The sequence below is a fragment of the Arthrobacter sp. BGA-UO-ETr-C19 genome (assembly GCF_059568005.1).
The window spans coordinates 73,126-94,586 of record NZ_JCAQPC010000019.1 but is presented as its reverse complement, the minus strand read 5'-3'; the positions used below and the strand labels follow the sequence as shown (position 1 = coordinate 94,586).

Annotated in this window: 25 protein-coding genes and 1 pseudogene; 8 read left to right on the top strand and 18 right to left on the bottom strand. The window is 63.0% G+C overall.

Annotated features, from left to right (window positions below; genetic code table 11):
- Nucleotide 1: 1 nt before the first annotated feature.
- From AC57BR_RS11895 to AC57BR_RS11860, 8 genes are all read right to left on the bottom strand, one after another.
- Nucleotides 2–454 (bottom strand): hypothetical protein, encoded by a 453-nt coding sequence (locus AC57BR_RS11895; protein WP_496360736.1) that lies wholly within the window; start codon nucleotides 452–454, stop codon nucleotides 2–4.
- 481 nt (nucleotides 455–935) lie between these two features.
- Complete coding sequence (locus tag AC57BR_RS11890; protein ID WP_496360734.1) at nucleotides 936–1,478, bottom strand: TerD family protein; 543 nt, start codon at nucleotides 1,476–1,478, stop codon at nucleotides 936–938.
- A gap of 9 nt (nucleotides 1,479–1,487) precedes the next feature.
- Nucleotides 1,488–2,000 carry a hypothetical protein gene (locus AC57BR_RS11885; protein ID WP_496360732.1) on the bottom strand — a complete coding sequence of 171 codons (513 nt, stop codon included), beginning with the start codon at nucleotides 1,998–2,000 and terminating at the stop codon, nucleotides 1,488–1,490.
- Between the two features lie 30 nt (nucleotides 2,001–2,030).
- Nucleotides 2,031–3,224: a toxic anion resistance protein gene (locus tag AC57BR_RS11880; RefSeq protein WP_496360730.1), complete on the bottom strand. Its 1,194-nt coding sequence runs from the start codon at nucleotides 3,222–3,224 to the stop codon at nucleotides 2,031–2,033.
- Between the two features lie 25 nt (nucleotides 3,225–3,249).
- Entirely contained in the window at nucleotides 3,250–3,831 is a 582-nt protein-coding gene (locus AC57BR_RS11875) for a TerD family protein (RefSeq protein WP_496360728.1), read from the bottom strand.
- A gap of 78 nt (nucleotides 3,832–3,909) precedes the next feature.
- On the bottom strand, nucleotides 3,910–4,491 hold the full coding sequence (locus tag AC57BR_RS11870; RefSeq protein ID WP_496360726.1) for a TerD family protein: 582 nt from the start codon (nucleotides 4,489–4,491) through the stop codon (nucleotides 3,910–3,912).
- 36 nt (nucleotides 4,492–4,527) lie between these two features.
- Nucleotides 4,528–5,118 (bottom strand): TerD family protein, encoded by a 591-nt coding sequence (locus AC57BR_RS11865; protein WP_496360724.1) that lies wholly within the window; start codon nucleotides 5,116–5,118, stop codon nucleotides 4,528–4,530.
- Between the two features lie 24 nt (nucleotides 5,119–5,142).
- Entirely contained in the window at nucleotides 5,143–6,261 is a 1,119-nt protein-coding gene (locus AC57BR_RS11860) for a DUF475 domain-containing protein (protein WP_496360722.1), read from the bottom strand.
- A 713-nt stretch (nucleotides 6,262–6,974) separates the two neighbouring features.
- On the opposite strand from AC57BR_RS11860, the gene AC57BR_RS11855 reads away from it, so the two are divergent.
- A complete protein-coding gene (locus AC57BR_RS11855; protein ID WP_496360720.1) occupies nucleotides 6,975–7,721 on the top strand; it encodes a VWA domain-containing protein in 747 nt (248 codons plus the stop codon).
- Nucleotides 7,722–7,975: 254 nt separating this feature from the next.
- On the opposite strand, the gene AC57BR_RS11850 is transcribed toward AC57BR_RS11855, so the two are convergent.
- The 3 genes from AC57BR_RS11850 to AC57BR_RS11840 are packed head-to-tail and all read right to left on the bottom strand — an operon-like array spanning nucleotide 7,976 to nucleotide 10,262.
- Nucleotides 7,976–8,977 carry an SLAC1 family transporter gene (locus tag AC57BR_RS11850; RefSeq protein WP_496360718.1) on the bottom strand — a complete coding sequence of 334 codons (1,002 nt, stop codon included), beginning with the start codon at nucleotides 8,975–8,977 and terminating at the stop codon, nucleotides 7,976–7,978.
- Nucleotides 8,974–9,498 carry a PaaI family thioesterase gene (locus AC57BR_RS11845; protein ID WP_496360716.1) on the bottom strand — a complete coding sequence of 175 codons (525 nt, stop codon included), beginning with the start codon at nucleotides 9,496–9,498 and terminating at the stop codon, nucleotides 8,974–8,976. Before AC57BR_RS11845 ends, AC57BR_RS11850 begins: the two co-directional genes overlap by 4 nt.
- 47 nt (nucleotides 9,499–9,545) lie before the next feature.
- Nucleotides 9,546–10,262 carry an SDR family oxidoreductase gene (locus AC57BR_RS11840; RefSeq protein WP_496360714.1) on the bottom strand — a complete coding sequence of 239 codons (717 nt, stop codon included), beginning with the start codon at nucleotides 10,260–10,262 and terminating at the stop codon, nucleotides 9,546–9,548.
- Between the two features lie 127 nt (nucleotides 10,263–10,389).
- Between AC57BR_RS11840 and AC57BR_RS11835 the strand changes: the two genes are divergently transcribed.
- On the top strand, nucleotides 10,390–10,872 hold the full coding sequence (locus AC57BR_RS11835; protein ID WP_496360712.1) for a winged helix-turn-helix transcriptional regulator: 483 nt from the start codon (nucleotides 10,390–10,392) through the stop codon (nucleotides 10,870–10,872).
- A 59-nt stretch (nucleotides 10,873–10,931) separates the two neighbouring features.
- Here AC57BR_RS11835 and AC57BR_RS11830 read toward each other — a convergent pair whose 3' ends face one another.
- A complete protein-coding gene (locus AC57BR_RS11830; protein ID WP_496360710.1) occupies nucleotides 10,932–11,255 on the bottom strand; it encodes a hypothetical protein in 324 nt (107 codons plus the stop codon).
- Between the two features lie 7 nt (nucleotides 11,256–11,262).
- Nucleotides 11,263–11,838: a hypothetical protein gene (locus AC57BR_RS11825; protein WP_496360708.1), complete on the bottom strand. Its 576-nt coding sequence runs from the start codon at nucleotides 11,836–11,838 to the stop codon at nucleotides 11,263–11,265.
- A gap of 256 nt (nucleotides 11,839–12,094) precedes the next feature.
- Between AC57BR_RS11825 and AC57BR_RS11820 the strand changes: the two genes are divergently transcribed.
- The gene (locus tag AC57BR_RS11820) at nucleotides 12,095–13,609 is read left to right on the top strand and encodes an MFS transporter (protein WP_496360706.1); all 1,515 of its coding nucleotides are present in this window, start codon (nucleotides 12,095–12,097) and stop codon (nucleotides 13,607–13,609) included.
- Between the two features lie 57 nt (nucleotides 13,610–13,666).
- On the opposite strand, the gene AC57BR_RS11815 is transcribed toward AC57BR_RS11820, so the two are convergent.
- From AC57BR_RS11815 to AC57BR_RS11805, 3 genes are all read right to left on the bottom strand, one after another.
- Nucleotides 13,667–14,812 carry a flavin-containing monooxygenase gene (locus AC57BR_RS11815; RefSeq protein ID WP_496360704.1) on the bottom strand — a complete coding sequence of 382 codons (1,146 nt, stop codon included), beginning with the start codon at nucleotides 14,810–14,812 and terminating at the stop codon, nucleotides 13,667–13,669.
- Nucleotides 14,790–15,110 (bottom strand): hypothetical protein, encoded by a 321-nt coding sequence (locus AC57BR_RS11810; protein ID WP_496360702.1) that lies wholly within the window; start codon nucleotides 15,108–15,110, stop codon nucleotides 14,790–14,792. The genes AC57BR_RS11815 and AC57BR_RS11810 overlap by 23 nt, the downstream gene beginning before the upstream one ends.
- Before the next feature lie 107 nt (nucleotides 15,111–15,217).
- Nucleotides 15,218–16,903: a helix-turn-helix transcriptional regulator gene (locus tag AC57BR_RS11805; protein WP_496360700.1), complete on the bottom strand. Its 1,686-nt coding sequence runs from the start codon at nucleotides 16,901–16,903 to the stop codon at nucleotides 15,218–15,220.
- Nucleotides 16,904–17,250: 347 nt separating this feature from the next.
- On the opposite strand from AC57BR_RS11805, the gene AC57BR_RS11800 reads away from it, so the two are divergent.
- Entirely contained in the window at nucleotides 17,251–17,682 is a 432-nt protein-coding gene (locus tag AC57BR_RS11800) for an ester cyclase (protein WP_496360698.1), read from the top strand.
- A gap of 50 nt (nucleotides 17,683–17,732) precedes the next feature.
- Here AC57BR_RS11800 and AC57BR_RS11795 read toward each other — a convergent pair whose 3' ends face one another.
- A complete protein-coding gene (locus AC57BR_RS11795) occupies nucleotides 17,733–18,983 on the bottom strand; it encodes an MFS transporter (protein ID WP_496360696.1) in 1,251 nt (416 codons plus the stop codon).
- Between the two features lie 296 nt (nucleotides 18,984–19,279).
- Here AC57BR_RS11795 and AC57BR_RS11790 point away from each other — a divergent pair, with 296 nt between their 5' ends.
- Nucleotides 19,280–19,528, top strand: coding sequence for a hypothetical protein (locus AC57BR_RS11790; protein WP_496360694.1), 249 nt, complete (start codon nucleotides 19,280–19,282; stop codon nucleotides 19,526–19,528).
- 22 nt (nucleotides 19,529–19,550) lie between these two features.
- Here AC57BR_RS11790 and AC57BR_RS11785 read toward each other — a convergent pair whose 3' ends face one another.
- Nucleotides 19,551–20,093, bottom strand: a complete 543-nt coding sequence (locus tag AC57BR_RS11785; protein WP_496360692.1) for a DUF6023 family protein — start codon at nucleotides 20,091–20,093, stop codon at nucleotides 19,551–19,553.
- 20 nt (nucleotides 20,094–20,113) lie between these two features.
- Between AC57BR_RS11785 and AC57BR_RS11780 the strand changes: the two are divergent.
- From AC57BR_RS11780 to AC57BR_RS11770, 3 genes and pseudogenes are all read left to right on the top strand, one after another.
- Nucleotides 20,114–20,790 (top strand): annotated as a pseudogene (locus tag AC57BR_RS11780) (MFS transporter); the annotation flags it as partial.
- A 109-nt stretch (nucleotides 20,791–20,899) separates the two neighbouring features.
- Nucleotides 20,900–21,049 carry a hypothetical protein gene (locus AC57BR_RS11775; RefSeq protein ID WP_496360690.1) on the top strand — a complete coding sequence of 50 codons (150 nt, stop codon included), beginning with the start codon at nucleotides 20,900–20,902 and terminating at the stop codon, nucleotides 21,047–21,049.
- Nucleotides 21,046–21,258 carry an ester cyclase gene (locus AC57BR_RS11770; RefSeq protein WP_496360688.1) on the top strand — a complete coding sequence of 71 codons (213 nt, stop codon included), beginning with the start codon at nucleotides 21,046–21,048 and terminating at the stop codon, nucleotides 21,256–21,258. The genes AC57BR_RS11775 and AC57BR_RS11770 overlap by 4 nt, the downstream gene beginning before the upstream one ends.
- The last annotated feature ends 203 nt before the right edge of the window (nucleotides 21,259–21,461 follow it).

The following is a 21,461-nucleotide window of genomic DNA, read 5'->3' as shown; positions in this document are numbered from 1 at the left end:
GTCAGCCGCCTGCGATGTGGCCGTCTACCGGCGTGGTCATCCGGAAACCAAAATCAGCCCATATCTTGTCGTCACTGGTATTCGCCACATACTCGGCTCGGAGCTCAATGAGTTCATCAATACGTGACAGGTACAAGACAGCAACTTCGTCCCTTGATATCGCGGCAGGGACGGCTGCTGCTGCTCCATCGAAAAGTCGGACTATCAATGGTGCCTGTCCTGAAATGAATATGGCGCGTCGCAGATGCCGGAGATGGCGAAGAGTGACCGCGACCGCCCCTTCGTGAAACGCCACCAGCGGCCGGTTCCCCCGGGTAAAGACGGTGGTACCCATTTTTTGTCCATTAAGGCATTCCGCACCAGTGGTCAGGTCGTTCCCCTCCCACGCCGTTGACTGTGCTCCGGAGACCAGAAGCGTACCGATCCCCGCCTGACGCGAGTTCAGGCGGACCACGGGAGTCTCCTGAGAAAGGTGGCGGACGCTAGCGAAAGAAGGAGCCGGAAACAGGAGGGAAGAAGCGCCGTCCTGAGCCCGGCGCGGAGGTTCGGCTGTGGCCTCCCGGGGTGAGGGCACTCCGCCGCTGTGTCTTGCCAAGTTGAGGGAACGAGGGCGCCCAGCAACGTAATCGGCGGACATTGAAGCGGCTCCAGCTGCGGGGGATCGGCGGAGCGTGAGCCCATTTTCAATTGAAGATCGTGAAGGCGATGACGGGGAGGCCGCCCGCGAAGATCCTCCGCCCTCACGTAGGGGACGAGTAAGGTCCAGCGGGCCGGTCGGCCGTTTCGTCGATGACCCAGGGCTGGAAACATCAAGTGGCTCCGCATGGGCGGCGCTGCCAACGACGTCATCGCTGCCTCCGGCCGGTTCAACCCTTTTAGTGCGTCGTGAAATATAGACGATGTCCGGGCGCGGAGTCCGCCGGTTCATATCCACTTCAGAGCTGCAATCCATAGTCAGCAGCCACGCCGTTTAGCCCGTTCTGGTAGCCTTGTCCGACGGCTCGGAACTTCCAGCCGTCACCGTGGCGGTATATTTCACCAAACATCATGGCCTTGATCTGACTTTGGCTGCCGCCGGGAATGTCAAACCTCAGCAGCTCGCGGTTACGTTCATCTGCCAAACGAACATAAGAATTTTTCACGGCGCCAAAATTTCCCAGCCCTCTCACGTCAGGATCGACGTAGACAACGAAAGCGATCTTTCGAACGTCGTCGGGAACGAGCTCCAAGTGAACGTCGATCTGCTCTTCGTCTTGAGTGCCCACAAATTCGACGCCACCCTCCGGGTTAGAGAGCTGATTGAAGAATACAAGGTGCTCGTCGGACAAAGCTCGGCCGTCATGGCCACACATGATTGCCATGGGAACTAGCTCGGACTGCGGTCCGTGGCTCGGCGTAACGGTCCATCCGAAGCCGACGAGGACCCGACGTAGTTCGGGGTTCTCGGCCGTCAACGACGCGTTGCTGCCGGGAATCATAGATGGCAATTAACTTCCTTCCAGATGAAGACTGCCCAGATCGAATTTGTCCTGCAGAAAGCGGCCGTGAATGGCTAGTTCTGTAGCGGCCCCGCTCCGGACCTGGTTGTCGAGATTCAGTGCCGTTGGATACAGAGTGGCTAGCTGCGCACACAGAGTACGGGATTCCGGAGAACCTTCGCGCCGGGAAGATTTCCCAAGCATTAGGTACTTCTGCAACGACGTCGGCAGGTAGTCACCTACGATAGCCCCCAAGAGTATGCTCTGTTCGGTCGAAACGCCTGACTCCTGCATGTGCGCAATCAAGACGGCAAGCAGGTCATCAATTTGGCGGAACTGAGAGTAGGCGACGGTAGGCAACTCCGCGCCGTTGAGGCGGAGAATGCGGCGCAGTTCAGTCAGCGCAACTTTACTTGCCGCTAGCTCGTCGGCGCGTTCGTCTTCAACAACGTATCGCTGTTCGGCAACGGCGTGGCTCGTAGAGCCGTTGCCGAACAGGGACCCTAGAAACTTACCGACCATGTTATCGGCACGAGTTGCCTATGCGCTGCATCAGTTGCCCTCTTGCTGACGCACTCGTTCCAGATAGGGCCTAGCACGTTCCAGCCCGGACTCGAGCGCTAGGACCGTTCCCTCCATGCTCTTGTTGGCCTGGGAACGGAAGGTGTCGATAGCGTCCATTGTCTGAAAGACGTTGTCGAACGCTCTCTGGAGTGTTTCAACGCTGACCCCGGAGCTGGCCGCCTGTTGGTGAATTCTGCCGGTCTGTTCCTTCAGCATTTCACTTGTCTTCAGGATCATGTTGTTGGTGGTCGTGTTGATGGCGTCGATTTGGTCGAGCACCATCTTCTGATTTGCCAAGGCCTGGGCCACGATCACAGCCGTCCGCAACGCGGAAATGGTGGTTGTCCGGGCCCTCTCGACGCCCTTGATGAGCTCGGTGTTGTTCTTGCGGATCATGTCGATGGCCAGATAGCCCTGGACTGAGACGGCAAGCTGAGTCAGGATGTCCTGGTGTCGCTGACGGATCGGGAAGAGCACATCCGAGTCCAGCTTATTGGCTTCCTCGATCTGTCCTCGAAGCTTCATTGCATCGATCTTTGCGGCTGTAGCCGTGTCAAGTGCTTTCGCGAAAACAGCGTACTCGCTCAGCCCCTGCATGGTTTCCCAAAGCTGCGCTTTTTCCTCCGCAAGGCTGGCGTTGTCCTTCAGCAGTTCGTCCTGCCCCGCCATGAGGGACTTGATGATTTTGTCCAGCTGTTTTTGCGAGGACTCGTACTTTTGGAAGTACTTAGCCATCTTGTTTCCGCCGGGAATCACACCGAGAATCTTGCGTCCAACGCTAAAATCTGCCTGGTTGGGTGTGAGGTCCTCGACAGTCGACCGCAATTCACCCAGTGTGGAAGCCACGTACACTTGGGCACTGTTTCCTGACTTCTTGGCACCGGCAACGGATGTGGAGGATCGCTCGAGGAGGCGGCTCGAGGTGTTGGAAGACGCTACGAGCTGCTGACCGGCCAGCCTGTTTATCCCGTCAATCTTGCTCGTGTATTCCGGGCTGAGTGGGTTTAGGGTAGCAACTTCTGCGATGTATTCCCTCGCCTGCTCATTGATTTCCGCTTGGCGCTCGACCGGCACCGGAACCATGCCCGGTGCTGCGTCTACCTTGACGATCTCCGGGGGCTCCGGGGCTTTCAGCAGAAGGGCCGAATCGGAAGCGTCCGGCGGGGTCAGTTGAATGCTCATTGTTTGATCCTTCGCGTTGAGGAGGTTAGGTGAGTTGGACGCCAAAGTCAGCTGCGACACCAGCTAGTCCCGAGGCGTAGCCCTGTCCTACGGCCTTGAACTTCCACTCGCCGTTATAGCGGTAAAGCTCAGAGAAGATCATGCAGGTCTCGGGGGCGGCATCTTCGCTGAGGTCGTATCGAACAACCTCCGCGTCAGTTTCCTGGTTAACCACACGGCAGTACGCGGACCGGACTTGGCCGAAGTTCTGACGTCTGGTGTCGGCCTGATCGATTGAAACGACAAACACGATACGGGCGATGTCCGCGGCCAAGGTCGAGAGATCGACAGCGATGGCCTCGTCATCGCCGGCCCCCTCGCCGGAGCGATTGTCGCCCTTATGGACGACGGTACCGTCCGCAGTGGAGGGCTGGTTGTAAAAAATGAAGTCGGCGGAGGATCGGACCTTTCCGTCATTACCCAGCAATAAAGCTGAGGCGTCGAGGTCGAAGGCATCGCCTGTTGTTGTCCTCGGGTCCCAGCCAAGTCCGACATGAACTTTGCTCAAGCCTGGATCAGACTTGGTAAGCGATAGGTTACTGCCTTTAGTTAGGGTAAGTCCGGCCATTGTCATGCTCCTTGAAGTTGGCGCCTGATGAGTTTGAGGCCCTTGGACGCCACAGACGTCCAAGAGCCTCAGGTCAAACTAGTCGAGTGCGATGCCGAAATCGGACGCAATGCCGCGAAGGCCTGTCGCGTAGCCTTGGCCCACGGCACGGAACTTCCAGTCACCGTTGTGCCGGTATATTTCGGAGAAGATCATGCAAGTTTCCGCCGCTGCGTCTTCAGTCAAGTCGTACCGGACGATCTCATTGTCGGTGTCTTCGTTCACTACCCGGCAGAAAGCGTCGCGAACCTGGCCGAAGTTCTGTCGCCGAGCCTCAGCCTGATCGATCGAAACGACGATGACGATTTTTTCGATCTCTGGAGAAACAGCGGCAAGATCAATGAGAATCTGCTCGTCGTCGCCTTCGCCTTCGCCCGTGCGATTGTCACCTTGATGAACAACCGAACCGTCCGCTGATTGCAGCTGGTTGTAGAAGATGAAGTCGTCATTCGACCGGACTTTGCCTGCTGCGGTCAGAAGCAGAGCCGAAGCATCCAGGTCGAATTGTTCGCCAGCAGTCGTCCGCGGATCCCATCCGAGTCCGATCATCGCCTTGCGCAGCTGCGGGTCGGCTTTGCTCAGGGACAGGTTGCTTCCTTTGGTGAGAGTCAGGCTTGCCAAGGTTGTTGTCTCCTTAGTTGTGTGTCGGGTCGGATGTTAGAGGACTGCGGCTGCGGGGCCGACAACGTCATGGGCCGTTTTCCCATTTGCCGGTGCACCGATTGCTTGAAAGTTCCATGTGCCGCCAATACGGGAGAGCTTGGCCATCACCATTGCCGTGTAGCGGCCGGATTCTCCGAGCTGGTACTTGGCTACTTCAGGGCTGCCTGGTACGGAGTCGTCAATCACGCGGCAGAACGCGTTTTGAACCAAATCGAACGTCTGCTGGCTGTAGCTCGTGATGACGAACACGATGTGTTCCACCGCCGGGGAAACCGACGCCAAGTTGACAGTGATCGTCTCGTCGTCGCCATCGCCGTCGCCGGTGAGGTTGTCGCCAGCGTGTTGAATGGAACCATCCTTGCTGCGCAGCTGGTTGAAGAACACCGCCTCCAGTGGCTGCTTATTGGCATCAAAAAGGATCGCTGAAGCATCCAGATCGATGTCGACAGTCTTTGTCCCCCCGAAAATACCTCGCTTGGCTGGAACAGCAGAGTCCCAGCCCAACCCGAGGCGGATGTAAGTCAAGGACTCACCGTTTTGCTTGGTCAAAGATAGCGACTGGCCTTTTTGCAGACTCAACCCCATTGTTTTACTCCTGTCGTCTATTGCTTACTTGGTACTTGTCGTAACCATTTCTGGCGTTTCGGCGGAATCCCCGGCCAGGGCTTTTCTCCTGTTCCGGGTGATCGAGCCCGCGAAAGCAGCGCCGATGAATACGACGCCGATCAGGCCGGTCACAACCTCGTTGACAGGCACAGAGATGGTTACAAGCAGGATGACGGCCAAGGCGCCGATGGCCCAATGGGCGCCATGGTCAAGATATTCGAATTCGTCAAGCGTTCCCTGGCGGACAAGGTACACGGTTAGCGAACGCACGAACATTGCACCAATCAGGCCCAAACCAAGAGCGATGATGATCGGGTCCGCCGTGATGGCGAACGCACCGATGACGCCGTCGAACGAGAAGGAGGCGTCGATGACTTCCAAGTACAAAAAGAGCATAAAGGCGGCTTTGCCTGCGACCTTGGCTGCACCGCTTGGGCCCGTGTGCGTGACGGCGGCGGCATCGTCGAAATCGACGTCGTCGTCTGCGTCCACATCGAAGAAGTTACCCAGCCCGTTGACAAGGAGGTAGGTGATCATTCCCATGAGACCCGACAGCAGAACTATGCCTTGATGTTCTCCTGAGAGGAGGCCGGCAACGGCCAGAGCAAAGAGGCCCACCACCATAGACGCGCCCTCGAGTTTGCCGAGCTTTGCGAGGGGAATCTCCAGCGCCTTGATCCATTTGATGTCCCGGTCCTCGAAAATAAAGTCCAGGAAGAGCATGAGCAGAAACAGGCCACCGAAGGCGGCAATCTGTGGGTGTGCTTCATGCAGCAGGTATCCGTAAGTCCCCGGCGTGTGCGGGTCACCCTTCTGGAGTGCCAGATTGACAGCTTCTACCGGGTTCAATTTAGCGGTGACGCCGACGATCAGAAGCGGGAAGAGGACCCGCATGCCAAACACAGCGATGATGATGCCGACGGACAGAAACATTTTCTGCCAGAAAGGATTCATCCGTTCCAGAATGCGGGCATTGACCACTGCATTGTCGAAGCTGAGGCTGACTTCAAGGATGCCCAATATGAGGCAAAGTATGAGCGCCTGCGGGCCGCCGTAGAGCAGCGCAATGATTAGGGCGGCAGCGGTGACCGCGAAAGACCAACCAAAAGTCTTGAAAAACAAAGTTAAACCAACTCCTGTAAAGCGAGTCCTGCCTGAGTAAACGGCATGATTCCGACCGTGCGACCAGGAGTAAGTCCCCCCTGACTCATTGATTATCTTAGCGGCCCTCCGTCGCTTGAACAGGGCTGCAGAGGGCCTTTTATCACACCCTTGGGAAAACCTTTCTCGATCTTGCCCAAATCTTGAGGAACGAGTCATTAACTCAGAAATGCTTCCTTTTACAGCCGCAGCCATTGCGTCAACGCGCTCAAGGACTAGGGCTACCACGAGGAGGCAGGCTCTGACGAGCCCGAAATTGATGGGGGTATCAAATGTCGGAAAACAGTCGAACGGTCTACGAGGTGGCTTCCGCGATCCGCCGGAAAGCGCGTAACTCTGCACTGATTAACGGCGCCATTTTCGCTGCGGGACTGGTCGTCAGCCTAGGGACACTGACGTCCGCAACAAGAGCTGGCGGCACCTACATTGTTTTCTGGGGAGCGATCGTCTTCGGGCTCTACGGATGTATTCGCGCGATCGTCCGCTATGCACGAGCTGATGGCGAGGCGGTAGCTCTCGTAGCCGTGCACATGCGGTCCAACAGCCAGAACTAAGCAAGTCGACTAGGTAACCCGATACAGCTGACGGCCGCCCCGGCGATGCTGACGCGGGGACCCTGTCGGATTCGCCACGGGCGACGGCTTGCAGGCAACACTCAACGAAAAGGACAAGTAATGGCACTTTCCCTCGACAAAATCAGCTCACAGGCGCCCGGCCTTCTCTCATTGGCCAAGTCCGCATCTCACGCCGTCGACCTCTCAGGTCTGAACGGCCAGACGGCGAAAGTTGCGGTCGCCTTAGACTTCTCAGGCTCCATGAGCGGGGTTTATGCCTCAGGGGCTATGCAGCGCCTGGTCGAAAAGGCACTAGCACTGGCAACTCAGTTCGACGACGACGGGGCCATCGACTTCTTCGTCTTTGACACTAAAGCCGCGTACTTGGGCGAGATCAGCATCGGTGACTTTGCAGGCTCCGTAGACCGCCTGACCAAGGGGCGGCATATGGGCACCACAAACTATGGCGACGCGTTCCTCACCATCCGGAACCACTTCGGGTTTGCGCCGCCCAAAAGGGGGTTCTTCGGACTCGGCAAGGCACAACCTACTCTGACCGGCCCCGCAGACATCCCGGTGTATGCCCTGTTCCTTACCGACGGTGCCCCGGATAACAAGAACGATGCCATTCAGGCTCTGACCGAAGTGTCCACTGCCCCGATCTTCTGGAAATTCCTCTCGATCGGGCGGCAACCGATGCCATTTCTCGAGCAGCTGGACACGCTCACCCAGCGTTACGTCGACAATGCCAACTACGAGCCTATCGGCGACGTCGACGCGATCAGCGACGCCCTGCTGTTCGAGAAGATGCTGGAGGAATTTCCGGACTGGCTCAAGGAAGCGCGCACCAAGGGTCTCATCAAGTAACGGCCTCAATGAGCCGTTAATCCCGGCCTGACCGCTGATTCTCCACCTGCTGCCATGCTGCAGCCGGTGGTCGACCGTGTCTTCCCTTCGAGGCAGCACCCGACGCAGCCTCCTACCTGGAGAGGGGTGCTCACCTCGGCAAGGTTGTAATCAGGCACTGACACCGGGTGGTCGCTGAACCCCGTGTGCGGATCCGTATCCCGGCCGAGGGCCTCATCAGGGCACTTCTGTGTTTCGTGGCGCCGCGAGTCGCGCTAACTTCGGCGTGGGTTTCCTGTCGGCACGGTGCGAGCCGCAATGACCAACGTAAAGGCTGTTGCGAGGCCCAGAATCGTCCAGGCGTAGATTTCCCGGCCGGGGAGGTCGGTTGTGGCAAGCCAGCGGATGGAATAGTTCGCGGTTGCGCCAACAGGAAAGGTAAACACCCAGAACATCGGCGTGAAGGGAAGCTTGCGGTACTCGGGGAGGAGCATGACTTGCATCAGCGCCATGATGACCAGCACGCCCGTGAGGCCGAGCTGCACTGCCCCCGCGGGTCCTGGATGTGACACCATCCAGGCGATATTGGCTGTTGCTGGCGCAGCCAGGTAGGCGGACAGTCCGGTCGTAGCGGCTGGTGGCAGCGCGCCCCCGGTCATCAGGCGCACGGTGACGACGGTTCCTACGACCAGCCAGAAAAACGCGCCAACGCCGAACGCGGCCATGGCCGCATCATGGGCGTGGATGCTTGAGAATCCGATGCTGGCAACGAAGGATCCGGCCACGACGGGCAGCAGGTAGCCGGGATGGATGGATTGCATGGATACCCCGCGGGTGACCCAGTGGGCCAGGAGCTGCGCGGCGACGATGGCAAGGGCGGCAATGAAAGCCATACACAGCCAGGCGCCCCATGGCGGCAGATACTGGCCGTAGTGGGACGAAAGCAGGATCCCCACCAGCGGGATGAAGGACGCAAAGGGCCCTGCCACTTCGTGTCTCAGGTCGGCCCTGAATGTTCCTTTTCGGCGAAGGCCCCGGAGCACGTAGACGGCCGTCAGAACCAGCCACAGAGAGCCGGCTGCTCCGAACAGGATTTCCTCCGGCCATATCGGGGATCCGAGTGTGCCCCTCGCGGCGGACCAGCCGCCGCCGAGGCCGGCAAGCCCCAGGGGAATGCCGAAGCGGCTCAACGCCGGCATCCCCGAAGGGGCGGCAGGGGACAAGACGCGGTCATGGGCGGCAGGCGTCAGGGCAACTGCGGTGGCGGTCTCAGTCATCTCGTCAATCCGCCCGGTTGGTGGGGGAAGATGAGCAGCGTGCTCGTCGCGGTGGCGAGGAGTTCTCCGCTGGCGGTGCTCAGGCGGCCTTCGGTGAATATCACCCGCGGGCCGGATTTCACCACCGACCCCTCTGCGCGAAGAGCACCCTTCTGAAGCGTGATGGGCCGAAGGTATTTGACCGCCAGATCGATGGAGGTGTAGCCCATCCCTGCTTCCAAAGTGCTGTGTGCTGCGCAGCCGAGTACCGTGTCGAGGAGCGTGCATGCCAGGCCACCGTGCACCATCCCCAGGGGGTTGTAGTGCGCTTCGCCTGGCTCGCACTGGAACTCGACGTGACCGTACTTAGCATCGACGAGATCGAAATTCATCAGGGAAGCGATCGGCGGGGGCGCAATGCTGCCGTCGCGGAGGCCGGAAAAGTAGTCCAGACCCGACAGTCGTGGCAGCTGTTCGAGTGCGATGGCCGGGTCCATCCAGGTGAAGGTTTCCGAGCGCTCCGCTGAGGCGTTGGTTGACAAGGGGTTTCCTCCTTAGGTTCTCTGCAGATCTTCACGGTTGGTGGCGGTCAGTCTGGGGCGTTGGCTGCCAGGGCCGGGTACAGATCCGCGATCGAGCCGGACAGGCCTAGTTTCACGCCGGCGCTGATGTCATCCACGATGACCTCGTAGTCACCCTGCTCGAGCCCATCGAACGACTTCCGCGCGACTTCCTCTGGGGAGGTCTTGGGGGCATCCACGCCCTCAGCCATGGCCGTGTCGATGTAGCCGACGTGCACACCCGTGACCTGCGTGCCCTGGGGCGCCAGCTCTACTCGGAAGGAGTTGGTGGCCGACCATAGCGCGGCCTTTGATGCGCTGTAGGCGCCGGTGAGTGCGATCCAGCTGAGCACCGAGTGGATGTTGAGGACCGCTGATGTCCCGCTTGCGGCGAGCACCGGAGCGAACGCCCTGGTCAGGGCAACGGGTCCGAAGAAGTTGGTCTCCATGACTTCACGGATCTCCGCGTCGGAGAGGGCCAACAAAGTGTCCGATTCGACGCTCATGCCGGCGTTGTTGATCAGGACCGTCACGTCCGGGGCCTGGGTGACGGCTGCCCGGATCGAGTCGGCGTTGGTGATATCGAGGGCAAGAGGGACGACCCGGGAGTCGCTCCACTTTTGCGGACGGCGGGCTGTTGCGTACACCTTCGCAGCGCCGCGGGCGAGGGCCTGTTCCACGAGCTCACGGCCCAGCCCTCCGTTCGCGCCGGTGACAAGAACGACGGCGCCCGATAGCAGTGGCATGGTTTCTCCTGGTGTCGGATCGGGCGGCGACACGGTTGCCGTGGCCTCAGAGTTTTAGATTAGCTGAGTCGGTTGGATTTTCCAACTGACTATATAATTGAAGAAATGTACTGAAAGCAGGTGAACGGTGAATCGGCCGACCGATAAGGCAGTGGATGCTCCGAGGGCATGTTTCATCGCGGCAGGCCTCGACGTGTTGGGGGAGCGGTGGGCGCTGCTGGCGCTTCGTGAGATGTCCCTGGGCGTTCACCGGTTCGATCAGATCGCACGCAATACCGGCGCGTCCCGCGACATCCTGACGGGCCGACTGCGCACCCTCGAAAGCCGTGGCGTGATCGAGCGCGTCCAGTACTCCGAGCGCCCCGCGCGCTATGAGTACCACCTCACAACTTCCGGGGCCGAAGTCGCACCCATCCTCATTTCCCTTGCAGCGTGGAGCAGCACGTGGATGCGCGACGAGACGCCCCGTGCCTCTTACCGGCACAGCTGCGGGGCCGACCTGAAACCGTTGGTGTTGTGCGCGGAATGCGGTGAGGAGTTCGTGCCAGGGAGTCTGATGCTGGGACCGCTGGTGTCAACGGGCGGTACGGACCCGGCGTCGGACCAGTAAGAACAAAACCGAAACAGAGGACGACGACGGTACCTCCCGCCGTCGTCCCATGGCCACCGCTACTGCGCTGAGCGCCGGTTGCGTGCTTGGCGCGCCAGCCGGCTGAAGGCGAAGATGAAGACGGCCTCGATCAGCACCATCAGCCCAAACAGCAGCCACCGGCCTTGGCTGATGAACACGACCGCGCCGGTGAGAACCAGCACGGTTCCAAGCGCCAGGGCGTACACGGCGAACCCGAGGGCCACCTTGGCACTGCGCACACCCGTGCGGAAGCCAAAGCCCTGCGGCTGTCCGCCGGGCAGTCCCCGGACGCGGTCGGGCCCTGCGGGAGGGAGCCGGTCGAACTCCTGCCACAAATCCTCGTCGTGATCCCGATCGGTCATGCTTCCATTATCCCGCGCGGCGGGGCGTCTGCTCCCTGTCGTCGTCCCCTGCAGGGAGTGCCATGCCGGCGGAATCACCCAACGCGATCTGCCGCTTCACCTGTTCCAACTCAATCTTGAGCTGATCAACCGTGGCACGGTACTTATCGAAGTCCGCCTTTCGGCGCCTATCTATGAAGTAACTGACGACGGTGGCGAGAATGCCAAGCGGGAACGACACCAGCAGGGCCCAGCCGGATGTGCCAAGGAAGCCCAACGCTACGGGCAGCGCCTGCTTGAATGCCAGCAATGCGTTCACCCCGCCGACCACTGCTTTTAGAGAGTCGTCCAGGGGGCCGAGAAACTGCCCCACCATGGGCGTACCGGATAACGACGGAGGGCTCAGCGGCTGTTCCCCCGCAGACCAGCGCGGGTCACCGACATGGTTCAGGACGTAGATCCCAGCCCCGGCGTTGAGTGCCGCGAAGAGCAGGACGGCACCAAGCACAGTCCAATGAAGCTTGCCGGGACGCAAAACACCGACCGCAAGCGCGAAGACGGCGGCCGCAACCCAAGAAGAGATGCTGAGTTCGTCGCGGCTCATGCCGCCCAGTAGATCCAAGAAATTCCCAGCCCTTTACCGTTGGAGTCGATGCCTTGTTTTGGCCGCAAGCGAGCCTATCCCAGTCGCCGATAAACGCACGACGGCGGTAGCGCGGGCGGTGTGAGCAGGCTGCGGTTTTTCATTGTTGTGCCAGAACGCCAGTGGGAAGATGATCGGAGAGTTGGGCCTCCACCGAACGGGGATGCCGACGAACTGACGGCACGCGCCCAGCCTGAAAACAGGCGGTGACCGAGCCATGACCGAGCGACCCCTGCAGCAGCGACGATTGCGCGTTTCTGACATCAACGTCGTCGACCACCGAACGCTGCGGAAAGCGCTGGGCGGCACCATCGTGGGCAACACGATGGAATGGTACGACGTCGGAGTGTTCGGCTACCTGATCACCACCATGGGCCCGGTGTTCCTGCCCGAGGCGGACAGGGCTGTGCAGAACCTCTTCCTGCTGGGGACGTTCGGCGCCACGTTCATCGCCCGCCCCCTGGGAGGCGTTTTCTTCGGCTGGCTCGGCGACAAGATCGGCCGGCAGAAGGTCCTGGCCATGACCCTGATGCTGATGGCCGGGGCCACCTTCGTCGTCGGCCTGCTTCCCGGGTACGCGGTGCTGGGCATCTGGGCCGCGGTGCTGCTGGTGGTCACCAAGCTGATCCAGGGCTTCTCCACCGGCGGCGAGTACTCCGGCGCCACCACATTTGTGAGCGAGCATTCGCCGGACCACCGCCGCGGCTTCTTCGTCAGCTTCCTGGACATGGGCAGCTACCTCGGCTTCGCACTGGGAGCCGGGATGGTGTCCGCCCTCCAGCTGATCCTGGGCCAGGAACAGATGGAGGCCTGGGGCTGGCGCATACCGTTCCTTGTCGCGGGACCGCTGGGCATCGTGGCCATCTACTTCCGCATGAAGATCGAGGAGTCGCCCGCCTTCAAGGCCACCCAGGAGGCCGAAGCCGTGGCCGCCGCACACCACGAAACCGGAGACGAGCTCCGCCCGGTGGGGCCGGTGGGGATCTTCAAGGACCACTGGCGGCACATCGTGCTGGCCATGATCCTCGTGGCCGCCGGCAACACCGTCGGCTACGCGCTTACGTCCTACATGCCCACCTATCTGACCACCAACAAGGGCTACGACGAGATCCACGGGACGCTGCTGACTGTTCCGGTGCTGGTGGTCATGTCGCTGTGCATCCCGCTGACCGGGCGCCTGTCCGACAGGATCGGCCGCCGCCCCGTGCTCTGGATCGGGGCCATCAGCACGGTGGTGTTTTCGCTTCCCGCGTTTCTTCTGATCTCGGTTGGAACCGTTCCGGCCACGCTCGCCGGCCTGGCCATGATTGCGTTTCCGGTGGCGTTCTTCGTTGCCATTCTCGCCTCGGCGCTCCCCGCGCTGTTCCCCACGGCCCACCGCTACTCCGCCATGGGCATCGCCTACAACTTCGCGGTGGCGATCTTCGGCGGCACCGCCCCGTTCATCATCGCCGCGCTTATCCAGGCGACAGGCAACGACCTGATGCCCGCGTTCTACCTCATGGCGACGTCGGCCATCGCAGCGGTCGCGATCTACTTCCTCCCGGAATCCGCGCAGCGGCACCTGCCCGGCTCGATGCCCAGCGTGGACTCGGAGGAAGCCGCCCGCGAGCTCGTGGCGACGCAGGACCACAACCCGCTGCTGGAGATGGACACCCTGCCCTTCGACAGCAGTTACGAGGAAGCCCGGTCGTCCCATGGGGGACGGCCGGACAAGCCGACGGTGATGTGAAGGTTCTCCGGCCGCCGCTGAGTTATTGCCGCTGAGCCAGCGCCGGAGAACCATACGCTAGGCCGCCAGCCCACTCTGCACCTCCGCAATGTCCTGCGGAACCCGGGTCTCGGCCAGGCGCTTCGCCAGATACCTGGCGTCCCGGCACACGCCGGGGAGGGTTTCCGATGCTGCCGCGAAGATGAGGTCCTGCCCCAGCAGGTACAGGCCCGGCAGCGCATCCACGATCCCGCGGTGCTGCTGCCCCCGCCAGTCCGCGGGCAGCGCCGGGATGTCCAGCCACGGATAGGCCTCGGTGAACCCCGTGCACCAGATGACGTTTGCCACCCGAAGGCTCCGGCCGTCGTCGAGCATTACCTCGCCGTTCTGAACTCCGGCGACCCGCGGCACCAGGTGGACGCCGGCGGCGCGGAGGTCCGCGGTCTTGGTGCGGATCAGCGGCCTGCCCTTGCCGGCCAGTTTGGGCAGCACCTTGCGACCTACCGGCGTGCCGGTGTTCAGCACGTGCATCCCGGCAAAGCGGACCAGGGGGATGAGGAACCGGGCCGCGGCGCGGCCGTGCCGGAACGGGATCTCGCCAGTTGTCCTGCCGGCCAGCCAGGTTTCGTGTGTGCGGCTGGTTTCTAGGGCGATCTCCGCGCCGGAGTTGCCCGCCCCCACCAGCAGGACCGGACCAGGCTTGAGCTGGGCCGGGTTCCTGTAGCTGTGGGAGTGGAACTGGACGATGTCGGACGGCAGTTCCGCCGCAAAGCCCGGCGTCTTGGGCAGGTGGCAGGCGCCGGTGGCGAGGACCACGTTCGCCGCCGTCCAGCGCTGCGCCCCGGCCGTGACGTGGAACCGATGCCCGTCGTGGGTCAGCCGGGTGACGGCCGTGTTGGGCCGGACCGGCAGGTGGAACCGGGAGGCATAGTCCTCCAGGTAGTCCGCCTGCTCGTCCTTGGTGGTGAAGGCGAGGCGGTCGCCGGGGAAGGGCCGGCCGGGCAGGCCGTTGTACTTGGCGGGCGTGAACAGGCGCAGCGAATCCCAGCGGTTCCGCCACCCGTCGCCAACCCGGGTGCCGCCGTCGAGAATCACAAAGTTCCGGTGCTGCTGCGCCAGGTAGTAGCCCAGCGCCAGGCCAGACTGTCCGGCGCCGATGATGACGGTGTCGACGGCGGCGGTTCCGGCAGTGCCGCCGGTGTCAGTTGCTGGGGTGGTGTTCATGGTGGTGCCTCCTTGGTGATGCAGGTGCAGTTGGGTGGTTATGAACGCTGAAGCGCAGGTACCAGATGAGCAGCAGCGCGGAGGCGGCGACGTAGAAGCAGTGCAGCAGCCAGATCGGCCCCAGCGGGAGGCTGAAGACGTAGACGGAGTGGACTGCGTTGGCGACGTTGCTCAGCGCGAGGTAGCCGAGGCTGTAGGAGTCGAGGTCCCTGGTGTGCAGGGCCTTGAGCAGCATGGGCAGGTAGCTCATCGCGAAGAGGACGGTGGAAACCATTCCTGCGAGCACTGAAACGTTCATGCCACTAACGCTATTTTTCGCCGCGGCGCAGCGAATCGGGCGAATCACCCATTTCTTTGGCGAGCTCTCGCCCGCGGGCAATGGGCAATTTTATGCAGGGAGGGGCGTCAGGCGAGTCCGTGCCGGTAGGCGTAGGCCGTGGCCGCGGATCTCGAGGTCAGGCCCAGCTTGGTGAAGATGTTGCTCAGGTGCCGGGCCACCGTTTTCTCGCTGATGAACAGCTCGACGGCGATGTCCCGGTTGCTCAGTCCGTCGGCGACGAGACGGATCACCTCGGTTTCGCGGGCGGTGAGCGGCCCGGCGTCGGGGGAGTGGCCGGCGTCGTTCCCGGCGGCTGGCGACGGGACTGTCTTGGCGGCGGGCGCGTCCTGAACTGATTGCTCAGGCAGCGACTGTTCCAGCGCCGAGAGCGCCGGCGCGGCGCCCAGCTCAGAAAACACTGCCCGGGCCGCCTCGCGCTCCAGCTTGGCGGATTCCTCATCACCCAGCTCGGCGCACAGGCTGGCCATTAGGGCGCGGCAGCGGGCCGCTTCGAACGGCGCGTCGAGGCCGAGCCAGCGGGACCAGGCCCCGCGCAGCAGGACCAGGGCAGCCTGATGGTCGCCGTCGTGGATCAGGACGGCGGCCTCGGACTGCTCGGCGAGGGCGTGCAGCATGGGCATGTCGATCGAGGCGCAGAGCGCGGCCAGCTCCTCCATGGCGGATCGTGCTGCCGGTGCGTCGCCTGCGGCCAGTTCGATCTCCACGCCGGCGGCGAGCATAAGGCGCCGGTAGTCGGGACCCGCGACGTCCAGGGCCTGCCGGAGCAGGGTCCGGGCCTGGTCCGGCCTGCCCTGGGCCAGGCGGAGGAGCGCCAGCCCGGGCTGGGGCGGGAAGCCGGTCTCCTGGGCCTTCAGGTAGGCGGCCTCGGAGGCGCCGAAGTCGCCCCGGAGCCGGTGGATTTCGGCCTCTTGGTAGTAGCCGCCGTAGGTGGCCATCCGGTCGCCCTGGAAGGCGAGGTCCTGCGCGGTTTTCGCGGCACCGAGCGCCTCGGCCCAGGCGCCGTGCAGCCGGTACAGCTCGGCCCGGTGCATCTGGCACTGGCCGCTGAAAAACACCAGGTTCTGCTGCGCGTCGCACCAGCGGTCCAGCGCCCGGGTCCACTCGTGGGCGCGGTGCAGGTCGAAGGCCAGGTGGCAGGTTTCGATCACTGCGCAGTAGATGATCCCGGCGGGGACCGGGGAGATCTCCCCGACGGTGACGGCCACCATGGCTTCGTCGAGCAGGGCCAGGCCGTCGTCGAGCTGGCCCAGCAGGATTTTTGCCTGCCCGAGGCCCAGCGTGCCGAGGGCCGCCGAGTCCGCGTCGCCACGTTCCCGGCCGAGGTCGGCGGCCCGGGCGAAGGCTTCCGCGGCGGCGGCGCCGTCACCCTGGTAGAGGGAGCTCAGCCCGGCGGGGACGGACAGCAGGCCCTCGAAGGGGCAGGGCTCGGGCAGGTCCTCGACGATCCGGCGGGCGCGGGCGAACCAGCCGGCGCTGCGGGCCGGTTCGTGCAGCAGCATGAGGTTCATCCCGGTCCAGAAGGCGCAGCGGCCGGCGGCGGGGTAGTCGCCGTCGGCGAGGTACTTCAGGTGCGCCCGCGCCAGGGTGTCCACCCCTTCGGAGGCACGCCCGGTGAGGATGATGGAGGTGGCCAGCCGTTCAAGGTCGCCGGCCGGAAGTTCGGCGTCCTGGTCGACGGCGGTGTACTGCCCGACGGCGTCCGGCCAGCGCCGTTCCGCGTAGGCTTCCCGGCCCTGTGCGAGTGTGGACATCGCGACTTCCGTTTCCGGTGGCGGGTCTGCGCCTGGAGCGCTGCCGGACCCGGCACCCTCGGATCCGGGGTGGACGCGGCCCGTCATCTGTTTTTCAGGCTACCGCCGGGGTTAAGACGGCGGCAAGGTGCGGGGGTTGAGGGTGGCCCTTAGCCGTTTGTACCAGTCCGTCTCGGCCTCAACTGCCGACGACGGGCCGACGGTTCGCGGTGTCCGCTCAGTTAGCGCAGGGGACGGTTTCCCTGACTTCCGGCTCAGACCAGCCGCGCTTTTAAACAGCCCATTGACTGTGGCTCCCGTAGGCCTACGATGAGCCGCATCAGGACATTTCAAGGAGGAGATGTGTGATGTCACGTGCTGAAGTAGAGCAGATCGACGACCGCGGAATGGCGGCCTGGGACCAGCATGACACGGCGGCGTTCGCCGGCCTGCTGGCCGACGATTTCACCTTTGAGGACGTCATGGCGCCCGAGCCCTTCCGTACGCGGGAGCAGGTGAAAGCCTATATGGACGCATGGTTCGAGGCGTTCCCGGACATGCACGCCAGAACCACCAGAAGAGTGGTCAGCGACGACGAGGTGGCGGCGGAAATCGAATTCACGGGTACCAACACCGGGCCGATCCACATGGGAGACAAGGAAATTCCCGCCACCGGCAAGTCGGTCGTCGGGTCCGGGACGTACTTCGCCTCGGTCAGGGACGGAAAGATCGTCTCCTTCCGCGCCCATCCGGACGTCGCCTCAATGATGGGACAGTTGGGGCTGATGCCCGGGATGTGAGCCGGGAAGGCGGTATCTGAGCACCAGGGGGCCGGCTTGCCGGCCCCCTTTTACTGCTGGAGCGCCGGTTCCGCGGCTTCCGGCGCGTTAGCCTGGGCTTCTGACCAGCCACGTTCTTTGCGGCCGGCCGGGTAGGCGTGCCTCCGGCCCGCCAAGGTGATGAAAAGGGCGACGACGACCGGCACCGCCGCGGCGATGGGCACCATGAGCGGGCCTGCCAGCACCAGGGCAGCGGAACCGTAGACCGCACCGATGGTGATGCCGAGCTGGATGGTCAGCACTGTGAGGCCGTTGGCAGCGTCCCTGTCTTCGCGTCCGGCGCGGAGGATGGCGGCCTGGTTGTAGATGCCGACGGCGCCGAGGCCAGCGCCCCACACAGTCATGAGGATCATTGCGCCGGGGATGGTTCCCCCACCCAGCGGGAGGAGGAGCATCGCGACGGCGATGGCCGCCGTCGTGATCAATAGCGAACGGCGGGGCCGCGAATCCACGGTGATGCCGGCGATCCAGATGCCGATGAGGCCGGAGGCGCCGAGGACGGTGAGGGAGAGGCTGATGGCGTAGTCGGGCAGGCCGGCTTCGCGGATGAACGGCGCGATGTAGGTGAAGAGCGCGAAGTGGGCCAGGACCAGCAGCGGCCAGGCGATGGCCACCGACTTCACGCCGGGCTGGGCGATGGCCTTGCGCATTGAGGGACGGACGGCGTCGGGGACCCGGCGGACCTGCGGCAGCAGCCAGCCAGCAAGGCCCGTCAGGAGCAGGCCGAAGCCGGCCAGGAAGAGGAACGATGCCCGCCAGCCGAGGAGCGCGCCGAGTGCGGTGCCGACGGGTGCGCCGATGGCCATGCCCAGGCTGTTGCCGCTGAACACGATAGCCAGGGCCTTGCCCACCTTGTCGGCCGGGACCACCCGTGAAACGAACGGTGCCACGGTGGTCCAGAGCAGGCCGTGCGCCAGGCCGCCGACAAGCCGCCCGCCCATGGCCGCCGCGAAGTTTGGTGCGAGGCCGACGAGGACGTTGCTGAGCGCGAAGGTGAGGACGAGCGAGACGAGCAGGGTCTTCCGCGGGATTCTGGCCAGCAGCCGTGCGGCCGGGATCACCGTGACCACGATGACGGCGGCATAGGCGGCGGCGAGGTAGCCGGCCACAGGTTCGGAGACACTCAGGCCTTCGCTGATCTGCGGGAGCAGGCCGGAGGGCATGAGTTCGGTGGTGATGGCCGTGAACGTGATGGTGGCAAGGACCAGCATCGCGGCCAGCGGGAAGCGTTTGGGCGCAGGCGGAGGCAGGGCGGACGACATGGGGGAGCGGATCCATTCAAGAGGGGGAGGAGCGGAAGGGGACGTCGCTGGCCCGGAAGTTCCAACCACAAAGGTACCCGGTTTATTCGCGTTGAGGCAGGCCCTGCCAGTGCCTGTTTAGGGGGCATTCCATTTAGGGCGCGTCACGGGTTAATCCGGTGGATGATCCGCTGTGGACGCCGGGCCCGGTCGCTTGCGACCCTATCCTTCCGTCCGGAGCAGCTACAAAAATTTTTGGAGTCTGCGCAATTTTTGTAAGTGCTGCAGATGTCGGTGGCGGGGGATACATTTCAGCCATGACCACAGAAGCGAGGTCCGCAAAGAAGCGAACGGCGGTCCGCAGATGTCCCGTGTGCGGGCAGGAGGCCTGGCGGATCGCATACGGCATGATGATGCCCGACGCCATGGCGGAGCATCCGAAGACGGAGTTTGCCGGCTGCTGCATGACTGAAGAAGTACGGATCTATCCCGCCACCGGCAAGGTTGAGTCCGGCGTACCTGAGTGGGCATGCCAGAACCCGGAGTGCCCTCACCGCTGGTGGTGACGGCTTGGCGGAGCGTTCTCGATTACTTCGCCGGGATCATCCAGAATCCGGCGACGGCGGCGCGACCCGACTCGGTGGTCATACGAGTGAAGTGGGCGGACACGGGTCCCACCTGCAGATCCACTTTCACGCTCGTTCTGGTTCCGCAGTCGAGGGCCAAATCATGCGTTGTTCCTCCCCGTCGGTCGGGCTGCGAGATGGTGAGCGATGCTTTGACTACTCCAACGCATGCAGCGGTAACTCTGTACCTGCCCTCTGGTATTCCCGCGGCCGATGTCCGGAATCCGTCGTTGCCGAGCCCGCCTGATCCGGCCAAGACAAGACTGTCAGGCTGGGGGCCCAGGCGCCTGTCGAGTTGCGTTTGGTTTCTTGCCTGCGCCTTGGCAATGCCCGGGTCGGCCTTCGGCAGGGGAGGTGGTGCTGGCGGGGAGGTTTGGGTTGGCGTGCTACTCGAAGCCGGGCTATCGTCCTGGTACTCACAGGCACTCAGTGCGACTCCGGAACCGGCCAGAACCAGCAAAAGCGCAATAGCCGGTGACCAACGATTTCCCCCAATTGCTGACATGCCCCAACCCTATCGGTTAGGCGCTCACGTCCGACATGCCCACCTACCTGACCACCAACAAGGGGTACGACGAGATCCACGGGACGCTGCTGACCGTTCCGGTATTGGTGGTCATGTCCCTGTGCATCCCGCTGACGGGACGCCTCTCGGACAGGATCGGCCGCCGCCCCGCGCTCTGGATAGGGGCCCTCAGCACGGTGGTGCTGGCACTGCCGGCGTTTCTGCTGGTCTCGATCGGCACCGTTCCCGCCACCCTCGCTGGCCTGGCCATGGTCGCGTTTCCGGTGGCGTTCATCGTCGCCATTCTCGCGTCGGCGCTGCCCGCGCTGTTCCCCACGGCCCACCGCTACTCCGCCACGGGCATCGCCTACAATTTCGCCGTGGCGATCTTCGGCGGCACCGCCCCGTTCATCATCGCAGCCCTCATCCAGGCGACAGGCAACGACCTGATGCCGGCGTTCTACCTCATGGCGACGTCGGCCATCGCCGCGGTCGCGATGCACTTCCTTCCCAATCCGCCCAGCGGCACCTGCCAGGCTCCATGCCCAGCGTGGACTCGGACGAAGCCGCCCGCGAGCTCGTGGCGACACAGGACCATAACCCCCTTCTGGAAATGGACACCTTGCCGTTCGACAGCAGCTATGAGGCCGCGCGGGCGGCACACGGGGACCATCCCAACAGGCCGCCAGTGATGTGAACCGGGACGGGTCACCAGTCCCAATTCGGCATTAGCAACTGAGCGTTGACTGTGGCTCCCGTGCGCCTACGATGAGCCGCATCAGGACATTACAAGGAGGAGATGTGTGATGTCACGCGCTGAAGTAGAGCAGCTCGACGACCGCGGAATGGCGGCCTGGGACCAGCATGACACGGCGGCGTTCGCCGACTTGCTGGCCGATGATTTCACCTTTAAGGACGTCATGGCGCCGGAGCCGTTCCGTACGCGGCCCAGGTGAAGGCCTACAAGGACGCATGGTTTGAGGCGTTTCCGGATATACACGCCAGAACCACCAGAAGGGTGGTCAGCGACGACGAGGTGGCGGCGGAAATCGAATCCACCGGCACCAACACCGGGCCGATCCACATGGGAGACAAGGAAATTCCGGCCACAGGCAAGTCGGTGGTCGGGTCCGGGACGTATTTCGGGTCCGTCATGGAAGGCTAGATCGTCTCCTTCCGCGCCCGTCCGGACGTGGCCTCAATGATGGGCCAGCCCGGGCTGATGCCCACGATGTGATTACAGAAGGCAGGAAACACCAGGGGCCGGCTCGCCGGGCCGCTGTCAGTGCTAGAGCGCCGGTGGTGATGGCCGTGAACGTAATGGTGGCAAGGACCAGCATCGCAGAGAGCGGGAAGCGTTTGGGCGCA